Genomic DNA, 17,215 nt, shown 5'->3' with positions numbered 1-17,215 from the left:
CGTATCGATTTGAATAAGGATGGTTAATGAACTGGGCACACGTAGTGTTGGCGGGCTATATCGGGGCGGTGATTGCTATCGTCGTCGGCATGTTTCGCAAAAAAGGCTGGGTAGGCAAGATCTCCGGCGCGGTGATTTTTGTGGTCGCGATTATTGCATGGAATATTTTTGATGTGCACTACCTTATCCCGCGTGAAAGTCCGGAATATGGTATGACCGAAGAGCAGAAGTTTGACAATGCGATGCGCGCCAATCCGGTGTTTCAGGTGATTAGAGAGCAGGAGCCAGCGCTAACACAAAAAATCATCACCCAGGCCGTGCAGATGAAGAACGAGGGCAAAAGTGAGCAGCAGGTTATCGATGCCATACAGCCGCAAATCCTTCAGCTACAGATGGCACGTCTGCAGCAAGCACCTGATGCTAACGTCATTGAGTATATGAAGATTAACCTTGAGCAGATTGCTGCGGTGGAAAAGGTGGGTGATGACGAATGTTTCCGTTTCCTGTTTCCGGCGGTGAAAGGGGGCATTAACCCGGTACATCTTGTCCCGCGTGAGATTATGAATCGGCGGATGGTGGGCGATATGGGCATGATGCGCGCCGCCTATGGCCCGGATAAACATACGGTGACGGCCGAGGAAAAACAGCTGGCGCTGCAGGATTTACAAGCGATCAGCCCCGGGCTGGTACAGCGCTATGGGGATGATATTCAGATTATGGCCGACCCGAATAAAGGAATTGGCAAAGAGAAGATCGCCTGTGAGATTGTGCAGGATCTCTGGACTCAGGTGCTGAAACTCCCCACCGCTCGCGCGGCTGGCGTGATCCGTCTGATGCTTTCAGCCGAAATGCAGTAAAGCAGAAATGCCCCTTTGCCTGACGTCAGAGGGGCTTTAACATCCTTACTTCGCAATCGACGTGGCCGGTGCAGCCAAGCGCTTCGCTGATATGCTCAAACCCTAAATGTTCATACAGACGGATAGCCTCAGTCAGGAATGCAGTTGTTTCCAGATAGCACTGCTTAAAACCCTGCTCACGGGCATGATCCAGCGCCATTAGCGCCAGCTTTTTCGCGAGTCCCTGACCGCGTGCGCTCGACAGGAAGTACATCTTTTGCAGCTCGCAAATGTCCGGCTCGCTACAGCCTAACGGCGCAACGCCGCCGCCGCCCACGACTTCACCGTTTTGCTCAACCACCCAATAGGCCGCGCCCGGCTGGCTGTAAACCTGGAACAGTTCGTCCAGATTGGGGTCGGCAACGGTATAGCCTTTATCGGCAGTCAGGCCGTATTCGGCGGAGACCTGGCGGATCACACAGGCAATGGCGGGGTTATCGTCGGCAGCAATGCGACGCAGCGTAGCCGAGACAGGCGTAATGACACTCATAGCGAACTCATGACATAAAAGTGAGACATATGCAGTTAATACCACTGCGGAGAGGGGAAGTGCAAGCGAGGATAATTCAACACAGGTCGGATGCGCTATGCTTATCCGACCTGTGTTGACGATGCCTGTAGGCCGGATAAGCGCAGCGCCATCCGGCAAACGTACAGGCACGATTTTTACAGCGCGGCGATGACCGCCTGCTGCTCAATCAGCTTCGCTTTGGCTTCTGCGTAACCGTCCAGTTTCTCACGCTCTTTAGCGATGACCGCTTCCGGTGCGCGAGCAACGAAACCTTCGTTGGAGAGCTTGCCTTCGATACGGGCAATCTCGCCTTCGATTTTCGCCACTTCTTTTGCCAGACGCGCCAGCTCATCTTCTTTGTTGATGAGGCCAGCCATCGGGATCAGCAGTTCGGCACCGTCGATGATTTTAGTCACGGAAACCGGACCTTTGTCATCGGCTGGCAGCACGGTGATGCTTTCCAGTCGTGCCAGGTTCAGCAGGAAGCTACGGTTGTCGTTCACACGACGCATCGCGTCAGTACTGCAACCACGCAGCAGCAGTTCCAGCGGTTTGCCTGGGGCGATGTTCATTTCCGCGCGGATGTTACGTACGGCAACGATCGCCTGCTTCAACCATTCAGTGTCAGCCAGTGCCGCTTCGTCAACCTGCGCCGCGTTATATTCCGGGAACGGCTGCAGCATGATGGTATCTGCGGTGTTGCCGCAAATGACTTTCACACGCTGCCAGATGGTTTCGGTGATGAACGGAATGATCGGGTGCGCCAGACGCAGCAGACCTTCCAGCACGGTAACCAGCGTATTGCGGGTGCCGCGCAGTTCAGACTCAGAACCGCCGTTCATAACCGGCTTGGTCAGCTCCAGATACCAGTCACAGAACTGGTTCCAGGTGAATTCGTACAGAATGCCCGCAGCGATATCGAAGCGGAAGTTATCCAGCGCTTCGCGGTACGCTTTGATGGTCTGGTTGAATTCAGCCAGGATCCAGCGGTCTGCCAGAGACAGAGTCATTTCGCCGCCGTTGAAGCCGCAATCCTGCTCTTCGGTGTTCATCAGCACGAAGCGGCTGGCGTTCCACAGCTTGTTACAGAAGTTACGGTAACCTTCCAGACGCTTCATGTCCCAGTTGATATCGCGCCCAGTAGAGGCCAGCGCTGCCAGGGTGAAACGCAAGGCGTCGGTGCCGTGCGGCTCGATGCCGTCCGGGAACTGCTTCTCGGTACGCTTGGCAATTTTCTCAGCCAGCTGCGGCTGCATCATGTTGCCGGTACGTTTTTCAAGTAGTTCTGCCAGAGAAATACCATCAACCATATCCAGCGGGTCGATGACGTTACCCTTGGATTTGGACATCTTCTGGCCTTCGTCGTCACGAATCAGACCGGTCATGTAGACGGTCTTAAACGGAACCTGCGGCTTGCCGTTTTCATCTTTGATGAAGTGCATGGTCATCATGATCATGCGGGCAATCCAGAAGAAGATGATGTCAAAACCGGAGACCATCACGCTGGTTGGGTGGAACTGACGCAGCGCATCGGTGTTTTCCGGCCAGCCGAGGGTAGAGAAGGTCCACAGCGCGGAGGAGAACCAGGTATCCAGAACGTCTTCGTCCTGACGCAGTGCAACGTCGGCACCGAGGTTGTTTTCCTGACGCACCTCAGCTTCGGTACGGCCAACGTAGACGTTGCCGTCGTTGTCATACCATGCCGGGATACGGTGGCCCCACCACAGCTGACGGGAGATACACCAGTCCTGAATATCACGCATCCAGGAGAAGTACATGTTTTCATACTGCTTAGGTACGAACTGGATGTCGCCGTTCTCAACCGCTTCAACTGCCGGTTTCGCCAGCACATCTGCGCGGACGTACCACTGGTCAGTCAGCATCGGTTCGATAACCACGCCGCCACGGTCACCGTACGGCACGGTCAGATCGTGGGGTTTGATTTCTTCCAGCAGACCCAGAGCGTCAACGGCCGCAACCACGGCTTTACGCGCGGCAAAGCGTTCCAGTTTCTGGAATTCAGTCGGGATCTCGTTCGAGTAGACGTCGGATTCTTCACCTTTAGTGTCGTACACTTCCGCGGTTTCGCGGATATCACCGTCAAAGGTCAAAATGTTGATCATCGGCAGGCCGTGACGTTTACCGACTTCATAGTCGTTAAAGTCGTGTGCCGGGGTGATCTTCACGCAGCCGGTGCCTTTTTCCATATCCGCATGTTCGTCACCGACGATTGGAATGCGGCGGTTAACCAGCGGCAGAATGACGAATTTGCCGATAAGGTCTTTATAACGCGGATCTTCCGGGTTTACGGCAACGCCGGTATCGCCCAGTACGGTTTCTGGACGAGTAGTGGCAACAACCAGGTAATCTTTACCGTCTGCGGTTTTCGCGCCATCGGCCAGCGGATAGCGGATGTGCCACATCGAGCCTTTGGACTCACGGTTTTCCACTTCCAGGTCAGAGATAGCAGTGCGCAGTTTCGGGTCCCAGTTTACCAGGCGTTTGCCACGGTAAATCAGGTCTTCTTTGTACAGGCGAACAAAGACTTCTTTCACGGCATTGGAAAGACCTTCGTCCATCGTGAAGCGCTCGCGCTCCCAGTCAACAGAGTTGCCCAGGCGGCGCATCTGACGGGTAATGGTGCCGCCGGATTCCGCTTTCCACTGCCAAATTTTATCGATAAACGCTTCGCGACCGTAATCGTGACGAGTTTTACCTTCTTCAGCGGCAATCTTACGCTCAACCACCATTTGGGTTGCGATACCCGCGTGGTCGGTACCCGCCTGCCACAGAGTATTTTTACCCTGCATGCGCTGGTAGCGGATCATGGTGTCCATGATGGTTTGCTGGAAAGCATGACCCATATGCAAACTGCCGGTGACGTTCGGCGGCGGGATCATGATGCAGAAGGACTCTTTGCTTTCATCGCCGTTAGGTTTGAAATAGCCCTGCTTTTCCCAGTGCTCGTAAAGCGGCTGTTCGATATCTTGTGGGTTGTATGTCTTTTCCATTATTTCCAGGTTGCCGTATTCAGGTTAAAACCAGCCACGCGGTAAGCTTTGTAGCGATCGCGTGCCGATTGTTTCAAAGAATCTTCGTAAGGGACGAAGTCTATCACTTCTGTGAAAGCGGTGGCAAAATCTGCAAAGCCAACGCGCAAACTGATGAGCAGGTCGCGCGGGCTACTGTTGCGTTTTTCTGGCCAGGCTATCTCTACCGGCGCGCCCCCTCTGGGGCCTTCACCCGCCAGATTATGCGGCACAAAACTCTCTGCCGGTCTTGCCCACAATGCTTCATCCAGGCGTATGGCCTGTTTTTCATCTTCGCAGGCGATCAATACGCGCTTGCCCGCGCGCCAACGTTCTGCGGCAATTTCACACACCAGTTGCTCGACGGCGCTTAAGCCATCAACGGTAGTGTCATTATCCAGAAGATAGAACGTCGCATTCTTCATATATGGGGCTTCTTGTGGTGGATTTAAATACAAGGCCGGGTGACCCGGCCTTATCGCCTGATGGCGACGCTCGCGCGTCTTATCAGGCCTACAGCTTGCTGCTTTGTAGGCCGGATAAGCGTAGCGCCATCCGGCATTTACACATTACTCGTCGCCGTTAAATCCGGCGCGATTGAGCAGGAACTGCGACAGCAACGCGACCGGACGACCGGTTGCGCCTTTGGCTTTCCCTGAACGCCATGCGGTACCGGCGATGTCCAGGTGCGCCCAGTTGTACTTACGGGTAAAGCGTGACAGGAAGCAGCCTGCGGTAATCGCGCCGCCAGGACGTCCACCGATATTCGCCATATCCGCAAAGTTTGACTCTAACTGTTCCTGATACTCATCACCCAACGGCAGGCGCCACGCGCGGTCACCCGCTTGTTCGGACGCGCCGATCAGCTCGTGCGCCAGTGGGTTATGGTTCGACATCAGGCCGGTGATGTGATGACCCAGGGCAATCACGCACGCGCCGGTCAGGGTGGCGACGTCAATGACGGCTTCGGGTTCAAAGCGCTCGACGTAGGTTAACACGTCGCACAGCACCAGACGGCCTTCAGCATCAGTATTGAGCACTTCAACAGTCTGACCAGACATAGTGGTGAGCACATCACCCGGACGATACGCGCGACCGCCAGGCATGTTTTCACAACCCGCCAGTACGCCGACGACGTTGATCGGCAGTTGGAGTTCCGCCACCATGCGCATCACACCGTACACTGCCGCAGCACCGCACATGTCGTATTTCATCTCATCCATGCCTTCGGCTGGTTTGATGGAAATACCGCCGGAGTCAAAGGTCAGCCCTTTGCCGACCAGCACAATCGGACGCGCATCTTCAGACGGATTGCCCTTGTATTCGATGACCGACATCAGCGACTCGTTCTGCGAACCGTGGCCGACCGCAAGATAAGAGTGCATACCCAGCTCTTTCATTTGCTGCTCGCCAATGACGCGCGTCACAACATTTTTGCTGTAGCTGTCTGCCAACTGACGTGCCTGAGACGCCAGGTACGCGGCATTACAGATGTTCGGCGGCATGTTGCCGAGGTCTTTCGCCGCTTTAATCCCGGCGGCAATGGCCAGACCGTGCTGAATAGCACGTTCACCGCTGGTCAGCTCACGGCGGGTCGGTACGTTGAACACCATCTTACGCAGCGGACGACGCGGCTCGCTTTTGTTGGTCTTCAACTGATCAAAGCTGTACAGCGTTTCTTGCGCTGTTTCGACAGCCTGACGCACTTTCCAGTAGTTATTGCGGCCTTTGACGTGCAGCTCGGTCAGGAAGCAAACGGCTTCCATCGAACCGGTATCATTCAGCGTATTGATGGTTTTCTGAATGACCTGCTTGTACTGGCGCTCATCAAGCTCACGCTCTTTGCCACAACCAATGAGGAGAATTCGCTCAGACAGGACGTTAGGAACATGGTGCAGCAACAGGGTTTGACCCGGTTTACCTTCCAGTTCGCCACGACGCAGCAGTGCGCTGATGTACCCGTCGCTGATCTTGTCGAGCTGCTCTGCAATCGGAGAGAGGCGGCGTGGTTCAAAGACGCCCACGACGATGCAGGCACTCCGCTGTTTCTCCGGGCTACCGCTTTTTACACTGAACTCCATGCACTACGCTCCTGAATCTTAAAGACAACGGCGGTGGCTACGGATAGAATTGCAAGCTTTCGTAACTCATACCCGCTGTTGCGGTGACTTCGTGTTAATCTTAACGTTATTACGGCATTGGCACGTCAGAACAATTTCTGAGAGGTGGATCCGTTGAGTATAATAATCTTAGCGACGATTTCGACGACTCAAGAGAATAAATGACGTTTAAGCCATGAAACAAGCTATTTTCCTGCAAAAAGACGGGTTTTTACGGGCGTATTTAAAGTGATAATCATAAGATATCTGGTACGGGAAACGCTCAAAAGCCAACTTGCGATCCTTTTCATCCTACTTTTGATCTTCTTTTGTCAAAAGTTAGTCAGGATCCTGGGTGCGGCGGTTGACGGTGATATCCCGGCAAATCTGGTGCTCTCGCTGCTGGGGCTGGGCGTGCCAGAAATGGCGCAACTTATCTTGCCCTTAAGCCTGTTCCTTGGGCTGCTAATGACGCTGGGCAAACTGTATACCGAAAGTGAAATTACGGTTATGCACGCCTGCGGGCTGAGCAAGGCTGTGCTGGTAAAAGCGGCGATGGTGTTGGCGTTGTTTACCAGTATCGTTGCGGCAGTCAACGTAATGTGGGCAGGGCCTTGGTCCTCCAGACATCAGGACGAAGTGCTGGCGGAAGCGAAAGCGAACCCCGGCATGGCGGCGCTTGCTCAAGGGCAATTCCAGCAGGCAACGAACGGAAGTTCGGTGTTGTTTATCGAAAGTGTTGACGGTAGCAGCTTCAAAGATGTGTTCCTCGCGCAAATCCGCCCGAAAGGTAACGCCCGTCCTTCGGTGGTGGTGGCTGATTCCGGACATCTGACTCAGTTGCGTGACGGCTCTCAGGTCGTGGTGCTGAACAAAGGTACGCGTTTTGAAGGGACCGCGCTGCTGCGCGATTTCCGCATTACCGATTTCCAGGACTATCAGGCAATTATTGGCCATCAGGCCGTGGCGCTGGACCCCAACGATACCGACCAGATGGATATGCGCACGCTGTGGAATACCGACAACGATCGGGCCCGTGCGGAGCTGCACTGGCGTATCACATTGGTATTCACCGTATTTATGATGGCGCTGATGGTTGTCCCGCTGAGCGTGGTTAACCCGCGTCAGGGTCGCGTACTGTCCATGCTGCCAGCCATGCTGCTCTATTTACTGTTCTTCCTGGTGCAGACGTCGCTGAAGTCGAACGGCGGGAAAGGTAAGCTGGACCCGGTGTTCTGGATGTGGGTGGTTAACCTTGCCTATCTGGCACTGGCGATTGTGCTTAACCTTTGGGATACGGTGCCGATGCGCCGCTTGCGTGCCCGTTTTATGCGTAAAGGAGCGGTATAATGCAGCCCTTTGGTGTACTTGACCGCTATATCGGTAAAACCATTTTTACCACCATCATGATGACGTTGTTCATGCTGGTGTCACTCTCCGGGATCATCAAGTTTGTCGACCAGCTGAAAAAAGCCGGGCAGGGGAGCTACGATGCAATGGGCGCCGGGCTGTATACCCTGCTTAGCGCTCCGAAAGATATCCAAATCTTCTTCCCGATGGCGGCACTGCTCGGCGCGTTGCTGGGGCTGGGCATGCTGGCTCAGCGTAGTGAACTGGTGGTGATGCAGGCGTCCGGTTTTACCCGTATGCAGGTGGCGCTGTCCGTGATGAAAACCGCGATTCCGCTGGTGCTGCTGACGATGGCCATCGGTGAATGGGTTGCGCCGCAGGGCGAACAGATGGCGCGTAACTATCGTGCGCAGCAGATGTACGGTGGCTCGCTGCTGTCTACCCAGCAAGGGCTGTGGGCGAAAGATGGCGACAGCTTTGTTTACATCGAGCGAGTGAAAGGGGACGCCGAATTAGGCGGGATTAGCATTTACTCCTTTAACGATAAGCGTCGTCTGCAGTCGGTACGTTATGCTGCCAGCGCAACATTTGACCCGGAACAGAAAGTCTGGCGTTTGTCGCAGGTGGATGAGTCTAACCTGACTGATCCAAAACAGATCACGGGTTCGCAAACGGTGAGCGGGACGTGGAAAACCAACCTTACGCCGGACAAACTCGGTGTGGTGGCACTGGACCCGGATGCACTGTCGATTAGCGGTCTGCATAACTACGTGAAGTACCTGAAGTCGAGCGGCCAGGACGCCGGGCGCTACCAGCTCAATATGTGGAGCAAAGTCTTCCAGCCGCTGTCTGTCGCGGTGATGATGCTGATGGCGCTGTCGTTTATCTTCGGTCCGCTGCGTAGCGTGCCGATGGGCGTGCGTGTGGTGACGGGGATTAGCTTTGGCTTTGTGTTCTATGTGCTGGACCAAATCTTTGGCCCGCTGACGCTGGTGTATGGTATTCCGCCGATTATCGGCGCGCTGCTGCCAAGTGCCAGTTTCCTGCTGATTAGTTTGTGGCTGATGCTGCGTAGGTCGTAATCACAGTAAAGCGCAGTGCCTGATGGCGCTGCGCTTATCAGGCCTACTCGGGGCCTGTAGGCCGGATAAGGCGTTTGCGCCGCCATCCGGCAACGAACCACGCAGTGCCTGATGGCGCTGCGCTTATCAGGCCTACTCAGGGCTTGTAGGCCGGATAAGGCGTTTACGCCGCCATCCGGCACAGTACCACGGGGACTAGCGTTTTCTCCCGCCCATCAAACTCCCCAACATCCCGCGGATTATCTGATTGGTGACTTGCCGCGCCGCGCTTTTCGCCACGCTCTGTACCACGCCATCGCGTTTGCCGCCACGCGGTCCGGTGCTGCCAAACAGAATATCCTTCAACCCACCGAGAATACCGCTGTCCACCTCGACTGCTTTACCGTTGGCGGGTGGCGTATTTTGCTGCCCGGTGCTGGCCTGCACGCCTTGCTGCAAACGTTCATAGGCTGACTCTCGGTCGATCTCTTCTTCGTATTTGCCGTACAGGGACGAGTGATTAATCAGCCCGTTGCGCTCATCGTCCGTCACCGGCCCCATCCGCGAGCACGGCGCAATGACCATCGCTCGCTCAACTACCGACGGGCTGCCTTTGGCGTCCAGAAACGAGATTAGCGCCTCGCCGGTACCCAATTCCTGAATGGCTTTTTCGGTATCAAATGCCGGGTTGGCACGCATGGTTTGCGCCGCGGTTTTCACCGCTTTCTGATCTTTCGGCGTGAACGCGCGCAGGGCGTGTTGCACGCGGTTGCCCAACTGGCCGAGTACGTTGTCCGGAACGTCCGACGGGTTTTGCGAAACAAACCACACGCCGACCCCTTTCGAGCGGATCAGGCGGATGACCTGTTCGATTTTATCCAGCAGCACCTGCGGGGCGTCGTTGAACAACAGATGGGCTTCGTCGAAGAAGAACACCAGTTTAGGTTTTTCCAGATCGCCGGCTTCTGGCAGTTGTTCGTACAGTTCGGAGAGCATCCACAGCAGGCTGGCGGCATACAGTTTGGGCATCTGGTAGAGCTTCTCGGCGCTGAGGATATTAATCACCCCTTTGCCATTGGCATCGGTACGCATCCAGTCTTTGATGTCCAGCATCGGTTCGCCAAAGAAGTGCGCCGCACCCTGTTGCTCCAGTGACAGCAGCCCGCGCTGGATAGCCCCGACCGAGGCGCTGCTGATGTTGCCGTACTGGTTCTGGAAGGATTTAGCGTTATCGCCAATGTACTGGGTGATGGCCCGCAGATCTTTGAAATCCAGCAGTAACAGTCCCTGGTCATCGGCAATGCGGAAGATAATATCCAGCACGCCGGACTGTACGTCATTGAGGTTCAGCAAACGGGCCAGCAGCAGCGGCCCAAGGTCAGAAACTGTGGCGCGAACGGGGTGACCTTTTTCGCCGAAAATATCCCACACCGTGACCGGATTAGCATGTGGCTGCCAGTCGGTAATGCCGATGTTTTTCAGGCGGGTAAGTAGCTTTTCAGACGCTTGTCCTTCCTCGGCCACGCCGGTTAAGTCACCTTTCACATCGGCCATAAAGACCGGTACGCCAATCTCGGACAACGATTCGGCCAGCTTCTGTAGCGTGACGGTTTTACCGGTCCCGGTCGCGCCGGTAATCAGCCCGTGACGGTTGGCCATGCCTGGCAGTAAAAACAGTTCGGTGTCCGGCGTGCGGGCAATTAGCAGGGGTGCGCTCATTGAGATTTCCTCCATTTATCCTGCCTGGAGTATAGGCAATGTCGATGAAAGAAAGTATGCGCGGGTGTGAGAAAAGGCGTTAAAGCGTATTGCCGTGATAAATCTGATACCCCAAATCGACAGTATTGTGGTTGTGGTCGTTGTTCTTGATTTTGCTCAGTAACATCTGTGCCGCCATACGACCGATTTCAAAACGCGGGGTAATGACGCTGGCAAGGCTTGGGATCATCTGCCGACCCATTTCCAGGCCGTGAAAACCGGCAATCGAGATCTGCTCCGGGACGGCAAGCTCGCGCTCGCGACACAGCAGCAGTGCGCCCATCGCGATGTCGTCGTTGGTGCAAAATACGCCGTCTAAATCCGGATGTGCAGTGAGCGCATCACGCATCATTTGTGTGCCCAGATGGATGGATGAGATGGCGCGTGGGTTAACGCGCAGCGGTTCCAGACCCCGGCGGGTCATGGCGTCGCAGTAGCCACGATAACGTTGTTCATCGCGGATATCGTCTTTCGAACCCAGGTAGATGATCTTATGTCGCAGGCGTTTATCCAACATGGTGCTGACCATATCAAATGCCGCCTGACGGTTATCAAAGCCTACCTCCATGTCCAGGCGATCGCCCTGGATATCCATCAGCTCGACCACCGGAATGTTGGCAGAGCGCAGAAATTTAACGGTGCGTAGGGTGTGGTATTTCTCGGAAAGAATAATGCCGTCGATATTGTACGACAGCAGGTTGATTACCGATTCTTCTTCGGATTCCCGGTCGTAGTTATAGTTGGCGATCAGCGTCTGATAGTTATGGTCGGAGGTGACAGATTCAATACCGGCCAGAATGTCAGCGAACAGCTGGTTTTGAAACGAGGGGATCAGTACGCCGAGCGTATAGCTTTGCGCATTCAACAGCATCGCGGGTGCACGGTTGGGGATGTAATTAATCTCCTCCATAATTTGCGCGATGCGTTCACCGGTTTCCTTTGCGACCTTTTTCGGTGAACGGATGTAGCGACTCACTGTCATTTTGGTCACACCCGCCAGCGTGGCGATGTCTTGCAAAGAAATTCTGTGGTTCCTCATTTTCTCTCCTGAGCCGGGGAGCGCGGACTGATGCTCCCCGGTAATACCGTATTAATGCAGGATGGCGTTCAGCGCCAGAACCCCCAACAGACCCATAATGGAAATCAGTGTTTCCATCACCGTCCAGGTACGCAACGTTTCGCCCACGCTGAGATTAAAATAGCCTTTAAACAGCCAGAATCCCGGATCGTTAACGTGTGAGGCAATCACGCTACCCGCACCGGTTGCCAGCACCATCAGCGCCGGGTCAGCATGGGTGACGTTAATAATCGGCAGTACCACGCCTGCAGTGGTGATCGCCGCGACAGTCGCAGAACCGAGCGCGATGCGCAACAACGCGGCGACCGTCCAGCACATCAGCAACGGAGAGAGCGACGTACCGGTCATCAGGTGCGAGATATATTGCCCCACGCCGCTGTCGACCAGAACCTGCTTAAATGCACCGCCCCCGGCGATGATAAACACAATCATTGCAATCGCGCCGATAGAGTCGCCAATGATATCCATAATTTGCTCGATCGTCCGTCCGTTGCGCCGTCCAAGGGTAAAAATGGCGAGAACGATAGCGATAAACAACGCGACCGCAGGGTTACCGATAAACTCAAAGAACACCCGCACGCTGTTAGTCTTCGGTAGCGTAATCTCACACACCGCGGCGACCGCCATCAGTATGACCGGGATAACCGCCGCAAAGATACTGTTCCAGAACGACGGCATCTCTTCCTCGGTAAACAGATGCGGGTTGAATAACCCTTCCGGCGGTGCTTTCTCAAAGCGGGTCAGCAGCTTAGAAAACAGCGGCCCGGCGACAATCACCGTCGGGATCGTAATAATAAATCCGTACAGCAGGGTGGTACCGAGATTGGCCTCGAAAATGGTGGCAATCGCGGTAGGCCCCGGATGCGGCGGCAGGAAGCAGTGGGTCACGGACAGTGCGGCGACCATCGGCACGCCGACATACAGCAGCGGCAGACCGGAAGAGGCCACCACCGTAAACACCAGCGGCAGCAGCAGAACAAAACCGACTTCGAAGAACATCGCCAGACCGACAACCAGACCGGTGATCACCAGCGCCCATTGCACACGTTTCTTACCGAACGTGCCAATCAGCGTGGTGGCAATGCGCTGGGCCGCGCCGGTATCGGAAATCAGCTTACCGAGCATCGCGCCGAACCCGAGGATCATCGCCAGCCCGCCGAGCGTCCCGCCGATCCCATTTTGTATAGAGTGTAAAACGGCCTGTGCATCCATCCCTTCGGCAAAACCGACGACCGCCGCAACCAGTACCAGGGCAATAAAGCCGTTAACTTTAAAGCCAATCATCAGGACCAGAAGCAGCGCGACGCCTGCCGCAATTATTATTAATGGCATAATCTTTTCTCTTTTATCCCCGTCATCCTGCAACTCGAATGATTTAGGGGGGGTGCCAAAAATGCAGCGCCGGAGCGCTGCGCGGTGTCGCTAAACGTCAGACGGCGACCAGCATGCCGCCATCGACAAACAGCAGGTGCCCGTTAACAAAATCGGATGCTTTGGACGAGAGGAATACCGCTGCGCCAATCAGCTCCTGCGGATCGCCCCAGCGTGCAGCTGGCGTACGTTTGCACAGCCAGGAGGTGAAGGCTTCATCTTCGACCAGCGCTTTGGTCATTTCGGTTTTGAAGTAGCCCGGCGCGATACCGTTGACCTGGATATTGTGGCGTGCCAGTTCTACGCACATCCCACGGGTGAGCATTTTCACTGCGCCTTTTGAGGCGGCATACGGCGTGATGGTATCGCGGCCCAGTTCGCTCTGCATGGAGCAGATGTTGATGACCTTCCCGGCCTGACGTTCCACCATGCGACGCGTGACTGCCTGCGAGACCAGGAACACCGCCGTCTGGTTAACAGCAATTACATCGTTCCAGTCCTGTTCCGGGAACTCGGTAAACGGATGGCGGCGCTGAATACCCGCGTTATTCACCAGCACATCAATTTGGCCGATGTCTTTTTCGATATGGTCAATGGCGGCATCGATGTCTTGTTTATGCGTAACATTAAAAGGTGCAGCAACGGCACGAATCCCTTCCTGCTGCAGTTTGGCGACGGCGGCTTCAGCACGCTCTGGCGTAATATCATTGACGATAATCTGAGCGCCATATTTACCCAACCCAGTCGCCAGTAAATAACCAATACCCTGAGCCGAACCGGTGATCAGAATGTTTTTGCCGTCCAGTGAAAAAAGATCGTTCATCATGTTATTCCTTATTTTGTTTCTGCAAAAACGAGCTGGACTTTCGCCGCCTGGGTTTTATCCCCGGCGAAGATCAGCGCCTGTTCAAGCTCGGTAAACGGATATTCGGCGCTGAGTAACGGCAGCGGATCGATAACGTTATTCGCCAGCCACGACACTGCGGTGTTGAACTCGGTGGTAAAGCGGAATGAGCCTTTGAGCGCGATCTCTTTGCCGATCAGCATCATCATCGGGAAGTCCGGTACTGCGCCGCCCATGCCGACCTGCACCATCACGCCTTTCGCGCGGGTGACTTCCAGGCAGGTGGTGATTGAGGACGGATGACCGGAGACTTCGAAGCTGACGTCGAAGTAGCCTTTTTCTTTTTTCCACTCATCGAGTGAGTCCTGCTGCGGGTTAATCAGCGTATCGGCATCTGCTGGGCAAGCGACAGCGAACGCGGGCTGATATCAGCACAGACAATCTCTGCCGCACCGAGCGTTTTCACCGCGCTGACAATCAGGCAGCCGATAGGCCCAACGCCGGAGATAAACACGCGCTTGCCCTGCAGGTCGCCCGCTTCATGCGCGGCGTGGATCGCGACCGCCAGCGGTTCGGCAAAAGCCATCACTTTTTCATCGGCCTCTTGCGGGTACGGGATACACTGCGCGGTATCGACGTTTTTAAACCGGGTAAAGCCGCCGTCGACATGGGGAAAATACATGGCGCTGCCAAAAAAGCGCATTTCCGTGCACTGGTTTTCTTCGTGCTGCAAACAGTATTTACAGTGGCCACACGGCTTCGACGGATTAATCGCCACCGACTGACCTTCCTGTAATTCTTTTGAATCGCTATGCACCACTTTACCAATAACTTCATGGCCTAAAATCATCGGTGCTTTAACGGTAAAATTACCGACTTTCCCTTCCTGATAATAATGTAAATCGGAACCGCAAATTCCCCCACGGGTAATTTGTACCAGTGTTCCTTTATTATTCCATTCAATATTTTGGTCGGTAATGGCAACAGTTTTCTTACCCGCGACAACGCAGGATTGGGTTTTGACTTGCATAAATGCCTCACTGGTCAGGTAGTAACCTCGGCAGCATTTAAACGGTTTTGAGTGTTATTATTTGTGACACAGGTCACGCTGGAAAATTGTTACACTACAATGTTACGCATAACGTGATGCGCCTTGTAATTCTCATCAGCAGCGCTGAAAAAGCGTGAAGTCCTCAATGTGGAAAGCGTAGTATCGCGCCATGGAATATGAATCTGGAGTTTTTTCGATGGCCGGGGAAAGTTATATTTTGATGGGTGTTTCAGGTAGCGGTAAATCTTTAATTGGCAGTAAAATTGCCGCAGTATTATCGGCAAAATTCATTGATGGTGACGATCTCCATCCCGCTAAAAATATTGATAAAATGTCTGAAGGCATTCCATTAACTGATGAAGACCGACTGCCGTGGTTAGCACGATTAAATGACGCCTCATACAGTTTATATAAAAAGAATGAGACCGGGTTTATTGTCTGTTCGTCATTAAAAAAACAGTACCGCGATATATTGCGTCAGGGCAGTCCGAATGTGCATTTTCTGTGGCTGGACGGCGACTACGAGACCATTCTGGCGCGTATGCAGCGTCGGGCAGGGCATTTTATGCCGGTGGGCTTGTTAAAAAGTCAATTTGACGCGCTGGAGTGTCCGCAGGAGGATGAACGCGATATTGCCCGCATCGATGTGAACCACGACATCGAGCATGTGACGGAACAGTGCCGCCAGGCGGTGCTCGCGTTTCGTAACGGGCAATAGGCTCAGCCCCTTGCGGGACTGAGCCTGGCATCAGAAGTCGGCTTTCAGCACCACGCGGTAACGGGCCTTGCCGTCACGCACGTGCTGGATAGCGTCGTTAATTTGCGACATCGGGTACAGCTCGGTGGTAGGCGACACCTTGCTGCGCCCGGCAAACTTCATCAGTTTGCGCAGTTCGAACGGTGTGCCGGTCGCCGAACCGGAGATGCTGCGATCGCCGGCAATTAAGGTGAATGCCGGCACTGGCAGCGGTTTCATCACCGCGCCGACGGTATGGAAGTTACCGCCGTAGGCCAGCGCTTCAAAATAGGGTTGCCAGTCAAGATCGACATTAACCGTATTAATAATGAGATCAAACTGCCCCGCCAGCGCTTTCAGCGCATCCGGATCGCGGCTGTTGACTACCTTATCCGCTCCCATCGCCAGCACTTCCTGCTCTTTTGCCGGGTTGGAACTGAACGCGGTCACTTCGCAACCCATCGCGTGTAACAGCTTAATGGCGATATGCCCCAGGCCGCCGATGCCGATCACCCCAACGCGGCTGGTGGCGGTGATATGGTGCATCAGCAGCGGTTTGAACACCGTGATGCCGCCGCACAGCAAGGGACCGGCTGCCGCCAGATCGATGCTCTCCGGCAATGGGATCACCCACTGCCAGTCGGCCCGCAGCTTCTCGGCAAAGCCGCCGCGATTGAGAATAGTGGGAACAGACCCTTCCAGGCAGTTAATCTGATTACCGCTGATACAGGCATCGCAATGCCCGCAACTGCGTGCCGTCCAGCCAATCCCAACGCGCTGACCAACCTTCAGACCTTTATCCTGCGCCGCGCTGCCGAGCGCTGCCACGCGACCAATCACCTCATGCCCGGCAACCAGCGGATACTGAGAAAATCCCCATTCGTTGTCGATCATCGACAAATCAGAATGGCAGATACCGCAGTAATCGACCTGCACTTCGACATCTTCCGGCTTAAGCTCGCCCGCATCATATTCATAGAGTTCGAGTTCGCTGCCCGCCGCTTTTGCGGCGTAGCTTTTTATCATCGACATCGTGTTTCCCTCAGTGTGGTGTTGAACTGGAAGTGTAGAGCATGGGGAAACGGGACGCTTCGCAGAAGGGGGGGTTAAAAAGGGGGTAAACTGTGATGATGGTTACAGCTAAGAAAGGTAATGCTGAAATTTTCAACACTTAGCGAGCCAGACACACGCTGGTGCTTGCATGGTGGCGCATGACAGGTATAATCCACAACGTTTTCCGCATCCCTTCCGTGCCGGAGTGGCGAAATCGGTAGACGCAGTTGATTCAAAATCAACCGTAGAAATACGTGCCGGTTCGAGTCCGGCCTTCGGCACCATCGGAACATCAATAGACGTCAACGGACGTCTTTTTTTGTGTCTGAAATCCAGTATTTATCTACCTTTCCCGCTATATTAGCTCTCTCAAGGTCA

General features: G+C 54.6%; 14 protein-coding genes, 1 tRNA gene and 1 pseudogene. 6 read left to right on the top strand and 10 right to left on the bottom strand.

Annotated features, from left to right (window positions below; translation table 11 throughout):
- Positions 1-26 precede the first annotated feature (26 nt).
- On the top strand, positions 27-857 hold the full coding sequence (locus QMN38_RS16475; protein ID WP_271440327.1) for a topoisomerase II: 831 nt from the start codon (positions 27-29) through the stop codon (positions 855-857).
- A 25-nt stretch (positions 858-882) separates the two neighbouring features.
- Here QMN38_RS16475 and QMN38_RS16470 read toward each other — a convergent pair whose 3' ends face one another.
- The 4 genes from QMN38_RS16470 to pepA all read right to left on the bottom strand — a co-directional run bounded on the left by QMN38_RS16470 (position 883) and on the right by pepA (position 6,517).
- Entirely contained in the window at positions 883-1,386 is a 504-nt protein-coding gene (locus QMN38_RS16470) for a GNAT family N-acetyltransferase (RefSeq protein ID WP_271440328.1), read from the bottom strand.
- A gap of 176 nt (positions 1,387-1,562) precedes the next feature.
- A complete protein-coding gene (locus tag QMN38_RS16465) occupies positions 1,563-4,418 on the bottom strand; it encodes a valine--tRNA ligase (protein WP_323605387.1) in 2,856 nt (951 codons plus the stop codon).
- Positions 4,418-4,861, bottom strand: coding sequence for a DNA polymerase III subunit chi (gene holC, locus QMN38_RS16460; protein WP_271449200.1), 444 nt, complete (start codon positions 4,859-4,861; stop codon positions 4,418-4,420). Before holC ends, QMN38_RS16465 begins: the two co-directional genes overlap by 1 nt.
- Before the next feature lie 144 nt (positions 4,862-5,005).
- A complete protein-coding gene (gene pepA, locus QMN38_RS16455) occupies positions 5,006-6,517 on the bottom strand; it encodes a leucyl aminopeptidase (protein ID WP_323605386.1) in 1,512 nt (503 codons plus the stop codon).
- Positions 6,518-6,670: 153 nt separating this feature from the next.
- Between pepA and ytgA the strand changes: the two genes are divergently transcribed.
- From ytgA to lptG, 3 genes are all read left to right on the top strand, one after another.
- The gene (gene ytgA / locus QMN38_RS16450; protein ID WP_211180521.1) at positions 6,671-6,721 is read left to right on the top strand and encodes a protein YtgA; all 51 of its coding nucleotides are present in this window, start codon (positions 6,671-6,673) and stop codon (positions 6,719-6,721) included.
- A 63-nt stretch (positions 6,722-6,784) separates the two neighbouring features.
- Positions 6,785-7,885, top strand: a complete 1,101-nt coding sequence (gene lptF, locus QMN38_RS16445; protein ID WP_271440330.1) for an LPS export ABC transporter permease LptF — start codon at positions 6,785-6,787, stop codon at positions 7,883-7,885.
- On the top strand, positions 7,885-8,967 hold the full coding sequence (gene lptG / locus QMN38_RS16440) for an LPS export ABC transporter permease LptG (protein ID WP_137383924.1): 1,083 nt from the start codon (positions 7,885-7,887) through the stop codon (positions 8,965-8,967). The genes lptF and lptG overlap by 1 nt, the downstream gene beginning before the upstream one ends.
- Before the next feature lie 195 nt (positions 8,968-9,162).
- On the opposite strand, the gene QMN38_RS16435 is transcribed toward lptG, so the two are convergent.
- The 5 genes and pseudogenes from QMN38_RS16435 to idnD all read right to left on the bottom strand — a co-directional run bounded on the left by QMN38_RS16435 (position 9,163) and on the right by idnD (position 15,027).
- The gene (locus QMN38_RS16435; protein WP_323605385.1) at positions 9,163-10,665 is read right to left on the bottom strand and encodes a helicase HerA-like C-terminal domain-containing protein; all 1,503 of its coding nucleotides are present in this window, start codon (positions 10,663-10,665) and stop codon (positions 9,163-9,165) included.
- Between the two features lie 79 nt (positions 10,666-10,744).
- Entirely contained in the window at positions 10,745-11,743 is a 999-nt protein-coding gene (gene idnR / locus QMN38_RS16430) for a DNA-binding transcriptional regulator IdnR (protein WP_271449188.1), read from the bottom strand.
- A gap of 51 nt (positions 11,744-11,794) precedes the next feature.
- Positions 11,795-13,114, bottom strand: coding sequence for a gnt-II system L-idonate transporter (idnT, locus tag QMN38_RS16425; protein ID WP_016155581.1), 1,320 nt, complete (start codon positions 13,112-13,114; stop codon positions 11,795-11,797).
- Positions 13,115-13,211: 97 nt separating this feature from the next.
- Entirely contained in the window at positions 13,212-13,976 is a 765-nt protein-coding gene (gene idnO / locus QMN38_RS16420; protein WP_048212822.1) for a gluconate 5-dehydrogenase, read from the bottom strand.
- A gap of 11 nt (positions 13,977-13,987) precedes the next feature.
- Positions 13,988-15,027, bottom strand: a pseudogene (gene idnD / locus QMN38_RS16415) (L-idonate 5-dehydrogenase).
- A 217-nt stretch (positions 15,028-15,244) separates the two neighbouring features.
- Between idnD and idnK the strand changes: the two are divergent.
- Entirely contained in the window at positions 15,245-15,766 is a 522-nt protein-coding gene (idnK, locus tag QMN38_RS16410) for a gluconokinase (protein WP_047358547.1), read from the top strand.
- 30 nt (positions 15,767-15,796) lie between these two features.
- Here idnK and ahr read toward each other — a convergent pair whose 3' ends face one another.
- Positions 15,797-16,816, bottom strand: a complete 1,020-nt coding sequence (gene ahr / locus QMN38_RS16405; RefSeq protein WP_103768575.1) for an NADPH-dependent aldehyde reductase Ahr — start codon at positions 16,814-16,816, stop codon at positions 15,797-15,799.
- Positions 16,817-17,036: 220 nt separating this feature from the next.
- Here ahr and QMN38_RS16400 point away from each other — a divergent pair.
- A tRNA-Leu gene (locus QMN38_RS16400) sits at positions 17,037-17,121 on the top strand.
- Positions 17,122-17,215: the final 94 nt, after the last annotated feature.

It is taken from the genome of Citrobacter sp. R-1.5.2, from assembly GCF_035064245.1.
Lineage (GTDB): Bacteria > Pseudomonadota > Gammaproteobacteria > Enterobacterales > Enterobacteriaceae > Citrobacter.
This window is presented reverse-complemented; position numbering and strand designations above follow the sequence as displayed.

Bases quoted from the DNA above. Each gene is read 5' to 3' on its own strand.
- QMN38_RS16475 (WP_271440327.1), top strand. From the start codon at position 27: ATGAACTGGGCACACGTAGTGTTGGCGGGCTATATCGGGGCGGTGATT.
- QMN38_RS16470 (WP_271440328.1), bottom strand. From the start codon at position 1,386: ATGAGTGTCATTACGCCTGTCTCGGCTACGCTGCGTCGCATTGCTGCC.
- QMN38_RS16465 (WP_323605387.1), bottom strand. From the start codon at position 4,418: ATGGAAAAGACATACAACCCACAAGATATCGAACAGCCGCTTTACGAG.
- holC (WP_271449200.1), bottom strand. From the start codon at position 4,861: ATGAAGAATGCGACGTTCTATCTTCTGGATAATGACACTACCGTTGAT.
- pepA (WP_323605386.1), bottom strand. From the start codon at position 6,517: ATGGAGTTCAGTGTAAAAAGCGGTAGCCCGGAGAAACAGCGGAGTGCC.
- lptG (WP_137383924.1), top strand. From the start codon at position 7,885: ATGCAGCCCTTTGGTGTACTTGACCGCTATATCGGTAAAACCATTTTT.
- QMN38_RS16435 (WP_323605385.1), bottom strand. From the start codon at position 10,665: ATGAGCGCACCCCTGCTAATTGCCCGCACGCCGGACACCGAACTGTTT.
- idnR (WP_271449188.1), bottom strand. From the start codon at position 11,743: ATGAGGAACCACAGAATTTCTTTGCAAGACATCGCCACGCTGGCGGGT.
- idnT (WP_016155581.1), bottom strand. From the start codon at position 13,114: ATGCCATTAATAATAATTGCGGCAGGCGTCGCGCTGCTTCTGGTCCTG.
- idnO (WP_048212822.1), bottom strand. From the start codon at position 13,976: ATGAACGATCTTTTTTCACTGGACGGCAAAAACATTCTGATCACCGGT.
- idnK (WP_047358547.1), top strand. From the start codon at position 15,245: ATGGCCGGGGAAAGTTATATTTTGATGGGTGTTTCAGGTAGCGGTAAA.
- ahr (WP_103768575.1), bottom strand. From the start codon at position 16,816: ATGTCGATGATAAAAAGCTACGCCGCAAAAGCGGCGGGCAGCGAACTC.